9 protein-coding genes are annotated in these 6068 nt (G+C 66.4%); 6 read left to right on the top strand and 3 right to left on the bottom strand.

Annotated features, from left to right (window positions below):
- From IQ25_RS18770 to IQ25_RS18745, 6 genes are all read left to right on the top strand, one after another.
- On the top strand, positions 1–258 hold a 258-nt coding region (locus IQ25_RS18770; protein WP_144907812.1), incomplete at its 5' end, for an integrase core domain-containing protein.
- A 182-nt stretch (positions 259–440) separates the two neighbouring features.
- Positions 441–1073, top strand: coding sequence for a cytochrome b/b6 domain-containing protein (locus IQ25_RS18765; protein ID WP_220094563.1), 633 nt, complete (start codon positions 441–443; stop codon positions 1071–1073).
- Between the two features lie 9 nt (positions 1074–1082).
- Entirely contained in the window at positions 1083–1607 is a 525-nt protein-coding gene (locus IQ25_RS18760; protein ID WP_144907810.1) for a helix-turn-helix transcriptional regulator, read from the top strand.
- Positions 1604–2299, top strand: coding sequence for a VIT1/CCC1 transporter family protein (locus tag IQ25_RS18755; protein WP_144907809.1), 696 nt, complete (start codon positions 1604–1606; stop codon positions 2297–2299). The genes IQ25_RS18760 and IQ25_RS18755 overlap by 4 nt, the downstream gene beginning before the upstream one ends.
- 50 nt (positions 2300–2349) lie before the next feature.
- Entirely contained in the window at positions 2350–3228 is an 879-nt protein-coding gene (locus tag IQ25_RS18750; RefSeq protein ID WP_144907808.1) for an LOG family protein, read from the top strand.
- 7 nt (positions 3229–3235) lie between these two features.
- Positions 3236–3763, top strand: coding sequence for a GNAT family N-acetyltransferase (locus IQ25_RS18745; RefSeq protein ID WP_258537072.1), 528 nt, complete (start codon positions 3236–3238; stop codon positions 3761–3763).
- Here IQ25_RS18745 and thiD read toward each other — a convergent pair.
- The 3 genes from thiD to glmM are packed head-to-tail and all read right to left on the bottom strand — an operon-like array spanning position 3748 to position 6055.
- On the bottom strand, positions 3748–4497 hold the full coding sequence (thiD, locus tag IQ25_RS18740; protein ID WP_144907807.1) for a bifunctional hydroxymethylpyrimidine kinase/phosphomethylpyrimidine kinase: 750 nt from the start codon (positions 4495–4497) through the stop codon (positions 3748–3750). The genes IQ25_RS18745 and thiD overlap by 16 nt on opposite strands.
- Positions 4494–4718 carry a DUF1272 domain-containing protein gene (locus IQ25_RS18735; protein WP_144907806.1) on the bottom strand — a complete coding sequence of 75 codons (225 nt, stop codon included), beginning with the start codon at positions 4716–4718 and terminating at the stop codon, positions 4494–4496. Before IQ25_RS18735 ends, thiD begins: the two co-directional genes overlap by 4 nt.
- Positions 4718–6055 carry a phosphoglucosamine mutase gene (glmM, locus tag IQ25_RS18730; protein ID WP_144907805.1) on the bottom strand — a complete coding sequence of 446 codons (1338 nt, stop codon included), beginning with the start codon at positions 6053–6055 and terminating at the stop codon, positions 4718–4720. The genes IQ25_RS18735 and glmM overlap by 1 nt, the downstream gene beginning before the upstream one ends.
- Between the last annotated feature and the right edge of the window lie 13 nt (positions 6056–6068).

The raw sequence follows: 6068 nt of genomic DNA, 5'->3' as shown, positions 1-6068 counted from the left end.
AGCTTTAACGGCCGTATGCGCGACGAGCTGCTGAACGAGACCTTATTCATGAGCCTCGCCCATGCCCGGGTCGAGATCGCTGCCTGGGTCGAGGATTACAACCGGGAGAGACCGCACTCGTCCCTTGGCTATGCAACCCCGGCGGCGTTCGCCGCCAAACTGGATAAGCAATGGCCTGCTTCGCTACGCCCTACGGGCTCCGCTACGCAGCCCATTGCTTCAACCGCGCTGATGCACAAAACAACCGCCCGGCTCTAATCCCAGCTGGAGGAAAGCTGGGGGTCACGTCAGCTCCTGTGGCCGCCTTGCGTATGGCCGTGCCGCTCGTGAACCGCTGGCCGCATAAGCAGTGGCTTATGCGCTGCTGCGTAAGCGGTGTGGCAATGGTGCGGGGATGAGCCGGGCGGCATTTCCGGGGCGTGATGTCCAAGGAGACGCCCGTGACCGAAATCGCTTCTGCCCCAACCCCTGCACATCGTCCTGCACGGCGGTGGGATCCTGTCGTCAAGCTGACCCACTGGTCTGTGGTGATCGCAGTCATTGCCAATGCGCTGTTCACCGAGGAAGGCTCTGGCACGCATGTGTGGATCGGCTACGCGCTCGCCGCCATCCTCGTGCTGCGCCTGCTGTGGGGGCTGATCGGCCCCGCCGAGGCGCGCTTCACCGCCTTTCCGCCCAGCATTGGCCGTGCACTGGCCCACTTGCGCGATATCCGGTCGGGCCGACATGTCGAGCACCGGTCGCATAACCCGCTTGGTGCGCTGATGGTATATGCGATCTGGTCGTGCCTTGGCGCTGTGATCGCCAGCGGAATTGCCATGGCCGGATTGCCGGGACAGGCGCGCAACGAGCGTTCCGATACCGCCGTATCTGCATCCACCGAGATCGAGCGGGGCGAAGACGCCGACGAGGGCGATGAAGGCGGCGAGGAAGAAGGCGCGCTGGGCGAGATCCACGAGGTTGCGGTCAACCTGCTCTACCTGCTGATCGCGCTCCATGTTGCTGGCGTGGTGTTCGAGACGCGGCGGAGCGGGCGCGAGGTAGTTCTGGCGATGCTGCCGGGTCAGCGCTAGCGTCTCGCCATGCAACGCCGCCACCTCTCCCTGCAACGCAAGGCCGCCGCGCTGACCATGGTGGTGGCCATGCAGGCCGTGGCGGCGCTGTTCTTCATACTCGACCTTGCCGGAGACTTGCTGGCCGAAGGCTTCGGCGCACATCTTGCCGCCGAAAGCGCGGCGGTCGTGGCGCTGCTGGCAGGCGTGGTGATCGGGGCATTTCAGATCCGGGCGCTGGTCCTGTCGGCCAGGCAGGACGAGGCGGCGGTGGCCATGGCGCGCGGCGTGGCCGCAGAACTGGTGCGGCTGCGCTTTGGCGAATGGAAGCTTACCCCGGCTGAAGCCGACGTTGCGCTCTTCGCGCTCAAGGGGTGCGACGTGGCCGAGATTGCGGCCCTGCGTGGTGCTGCCAGTGGCACCGTCCGCGCACAGCTCGCACGGGTCTATGCCAAGGCGGGGGTGGGGTCGCAGTCGGCCTTGCTCGGCGCTTTTCTCGAAGACCTGATTGATCCCGCCCTCCACGCCACGCAATGTTCGGAGACAGAAGCATGAGACCGCATCGCGAATCGCATCTCGTCGCCCGGATCGGCTGGCTGCGTGCCGCCGTGCTCGGCGCGAACGACGGCATCGTCTCGACGGCGAGCCTGATCCTTGGCGTTGCGGCGTCGGGCGCGGACCGGGCGGCAATCCTTGTCGCGGGCGTGGCGGGGCTGGTGGCAGGCGCGATGTCGATGGCGGCGGGCGAGTATGTCTCGGTCAGCTCGCAGTCCGATACCGAACAGGCAGACCTTGCCCGCGAGCGCGCGGAACTGGACGCCGGACCCGAGGCCGAATACGATGAACTGGCGCGGATCTACATGGAGCGGGGCCTCGACGAGGAGACCGCGCGCAAGGCGGCCGGGCAGATGATGGCGCACGATGCCATCGGCGCGCATGCGCGTGACGAACTCCACATTACCGAGATCACCACGGCCCGTCCTGTGGTTGCGGGGCTCACCTCGGCAGGGACATTCACGGTTGGCGCTGCCTTGCCGCTGCTGCTGGCGGCGGTCCTGCCGATGGCGCTGATCGTGCCGGGTGAGGCGGTCGGCTCGATCCTGTTTCTGGCACTGCTTGGGGCCATCGGCGCACAGGCCGGGGGATCGGCCATGCTCAGGCCCGTGCTGCGCGTGGTGTTCTGGGGTGCGCTGGCCATGGCGATGACGGCGGGGATCGGGCGCCTGTTCGGGACCACGGTGGCATAGGGGGCGCAAGCCTCTTGCGCTTTTCGCGGTGCGGCCCGACGTAAGGGGGCATGACTGAAGAAGAAAAGCAGCACGAGCTGACCAAGCGCAAGTTCTACAAGGCCGAGCAGGAAGCCGGCTTCGTCGAGAACCACCCCCGGACCACTCCCCAGCAGCAGGACCCCGCCTATCGGCTGGCTTTCCGCGATACCGACTTCCTCCTGCGCGAGGAATTGCGGCCGGTGCGGTTCCAGCTGGAGCTGATGAAGCCCGAGATGTTGCTCGACGAAGCGCAGATCGGCTCGACGCTGGTTGTCTATGGCTCGGCCCGCATCCCCTCGCCCGAGATGGCCGAGGCCGCGCTGGCGGCAGGTACCACGCCCGAGCGCAAGGCGGTGATCGAGAGCCTTGTTGCCAAGGCGAAGTACTATGATGAAGCGCGCAAGCTTGCCCGGATTGCCAGCAGTTGCGGGCTGGTTGAGGACGGCAAGCGTCAGTTCGTGATCTGCTCGGGCGGTGGTCCCTCGATCATGGAGGCGGCCAATCGCGGCGCGGAGGAGGCAGGTGCCGAATCGATCGGGCTTAACATCGTCCTGCCTCACGAGCAGGCGCCAAACGCGCATGTCACGCCCCACCTGTCCTTCCAGTTCCACTACTTTGCGCTGAGGAAGATGCACTTCCTGCTGCGCGCCCGCGCAGTGGCGGTGTTCCCCGGCGGGTTCGGCACCTTCGACGAGTTCTTCGAGCTGCTGACACTGATTCAGACCGGCAAGATGAAGCCGATCCCGATCCTGCTGTTCGGTGGCGACTACTGGAACCGCGTGATCAACTTCAAGGCGCTGGCCGAGGAGGGCGTGATCAACTTCGAGGATCTCGATCTGTTCACGCCGGTCGAGACGGCGGACGAGGCGTGGGCGCACATCGTCAAGTTCTACGATCTCGATTGCTGATGGCCGAGTGCCCGACAAGATGATCCGGACAGCGCGGCTGACCTTGCGTCCCGTGCGCCCCGAGGAGGATCTTGGGGCAATGCACGCGATCATGCGTGAGCCGCGCGCCATGGCCTACTGGTCGACCCCGCCACACGAAAGCGAGGGGGAGACGGCTGAATGGCTGGCCAACATGGCGGCGATCCAGCCATGCGAGGGCGAGGATTTCATCGTCGAAGCGGACGGCCAGGTGATCGGCAAGGCCGGATTCTACCGTTTTCCCGACCTTGGATACATGTTCGATCCGGCGGTCTGGGGGCAGGGCTATGCGCGCGAGGCCGTGGGCGCTGTGGTCGAGCGCGGTTTTGCCGTGCATCGCCTGCCGCGCATTCAGGCTGACGTCGATCCGCGCAACACTGCGTCGATGAAGCTGCTGGAGCGGCTGGGCTTTGCCGAGACGCACCGGCAGGCGCGGACCTGGCTGGTGGGTGATACGTGGTGCGACAGCGTCTATTTCGCGCTGACCCGCGAGCAATGGGGTCAGCGCACCGCCTGATGGCCGAGCGGGCCGTGGCCCTTGCCGAACCCCGGTGCAGCAAGAAGGGCGGCGCGAACGAACTCGCGCGCATCTTCGACGGCTTCTTCCAGCGTCGCGCCGCTGGCCAGGAACGTGGCGATGGCGCTCGACATCGTGCAGCCGGTGCCGTGGGTGTGCCGTGTTTCGATGCGCGGCGCGGTCCAGACGCGCTCCGGCTGCCCCGGAACGACCAAGCGATCGACCACGTCGGGGCCCTGCGCGTCGCCACCCTTGGCAATGTAGGCGATGCCGCGTGTCCGCATTGCAGCGTCGCCGCCCAGCGCTTCGAGTTCGGGCACGTTGGGTGTGGTCAGCGTGGCGATCCGCATCAGGCGTTCGAAAGCGCCAATCGTCGCTGTATCGGCCAGTGCCGCTCCGCTGGTGGAGATCATCACCGGATCGAACACGATGGGCACGGGCAAGCCTTCGAGCCGGTCCGCCACCACGGCGGCGATCGCCGGTGAGCCAAGCATCCCGATCTTTACCGCATCAACGCCAAGGTCGTTCACGCAGGCGTCGATCTGTGCTGCGACCATGCCCGGATCGACCGGGACAACGGCATGGACGCCGGTGGTATCTTGCGCGGTCAGCGCGCAGATCGCGGTCATCGCATAGCCGCCCAGCATGGTGATCGTCTTGATATCGGCCTGGATGCCGGCGCCGCCGCCGGAGTCCGAACCGGCGATCGAGAGGATTCGCGGCGGGGCATTCATCCCTTGAACTTGCGCTCGCTCGATGGCGGATGCTTGGCGTGGAGCGCCTTGGCCCGCGTCGGTCGGTCCATCAGCTCGCCCCCGCAGTTGGGGCAACGATCATCCAGGCCTTCGGCGCATTCGGCGCAGAAGGTGCATTCGAACGAGCAGATGAACGCGCCGGGCGCTTCGGCGGGAAGATCGGTGCCGCAGCGTTCGCAGTCGGGGCGCATTTCCAGCATCAGGCGGCCTTCCTCACGGCATTGCAGATCTGGTCGACGACGGCTTCGACTTCGCCAGCATCGTCGCCCTCGGCCATGACGCGAATGACCGGTTCGGTGCCCGAAGGGCGAATCACGAGGCGGCCCTTGCCCGCAAGCCGCGACTCGGCATCGGCGATGGCTTCCTTGACGGTCTTGTCGTCGAGCGGCTTGCCGCCCGCAAAACGCACGTTCTTGAGCAGTTGTGGCACGGGATCGAACTGGTGGAGCAGTTCGCTTGCCGGTTTTCCGCCCGCGACAAGCGCGGAAAGGACCTGCAGCGCCGCCACCGTTCCATCGCCCGTCGTGGCATGGTCGGTCAGGATCATGTGGCCGGACTGTTCCCCGCCGACGTTGAACCCGCCGCTGCGCATGCGTTCGAGTACGTAGCGATCACCCACCGAGGTGCGTTCGAGCGTCAGGCCCTGACCATTGAGGCAGCGCTCCAGCCCGAGGTTGGACATGACCGTGGCAACCACCCCGCCGCCGCGCAGTTCGCCACGCGCGGCAAGCTGGGTGCCGATCAGGGCCATGATCTGGTCGCCGTCCACGGTCTGGCTCTTCTCGTCGACCACGATCAGACGGTCCGCGTCGCCGTCGAGCGCGATGCCGATGTCGGCACGCGTCTCGCGCACCTTGGCCTTGATCGCGTCAAGGTGGGTCGAGCCGACGCCCGCGTTGATGTTCTTGCCGTTGGGTTCGACGCCGATGGCGATGACTTCGGCACCCAGTTCCCACAGGGCCGAAGGGGTGACGTGGTAGGCCGCGCCGTTGGCGCAGTCGATCACGATGCGCAGGCCATCGAGGCGCACGTTGTCGGGCAGGCTGGTCTTGACCGCGTGGATGTAGCGACCGCGCGCGTCTTCGATCCGCCGGGCGCGACCGACCTGCGTGGCATCAGCCAGCGGCAGGTCCTGCGCCAGCATGGCCTCGATGGCGAGTTCGGCGTCGTCCGAGAGCTTGAAGCCGTCGGGGCCGAACAGCTTGATGCCGTTGTCCTCGAAGGGGTTGTGGCTGGCCGAGATCATCACGCCGAGGTCGGCCCGCATCGAGCGGGTGAGCATGGCGACGGCAGGCGTCGGCATCGGGCCGAGCAGGACCACGTCCATGCCCACCGAGGTGAAGCCCGCGACCATCGCGCTTTCCATCATGTAGCCAGAAAGGCGGGTGTCCTTGCCGATCACCACGCGGTGGCGGTGGTCACCGCGCTGGAAGTAGGTTCCGGCCGCCTGGCCCACCTTCATCGCGGTGGCGGCGGTCATCACTCCGGCGTTGGTCCGGCCCCGGATGCCATCGGTGCCGAAGAACTTGCGTGCCATGAAACGGCTATTC

This window comes from Novosphingobium taihuense, from assembly GCF_007830315.1.
Taxonomy (GTDB): domain Bacteria; phylum Pseudomonadota; class Alphaproteobacteria; order Sphingomonadales; family Sphingomonadaceae; genus Novosphingobium; species Novosphingobium taihuense.
Note: the sequence above shows the minus strand (reverse complement) of the source record. Positions and strands in the feature narration are given on the sequence as shown.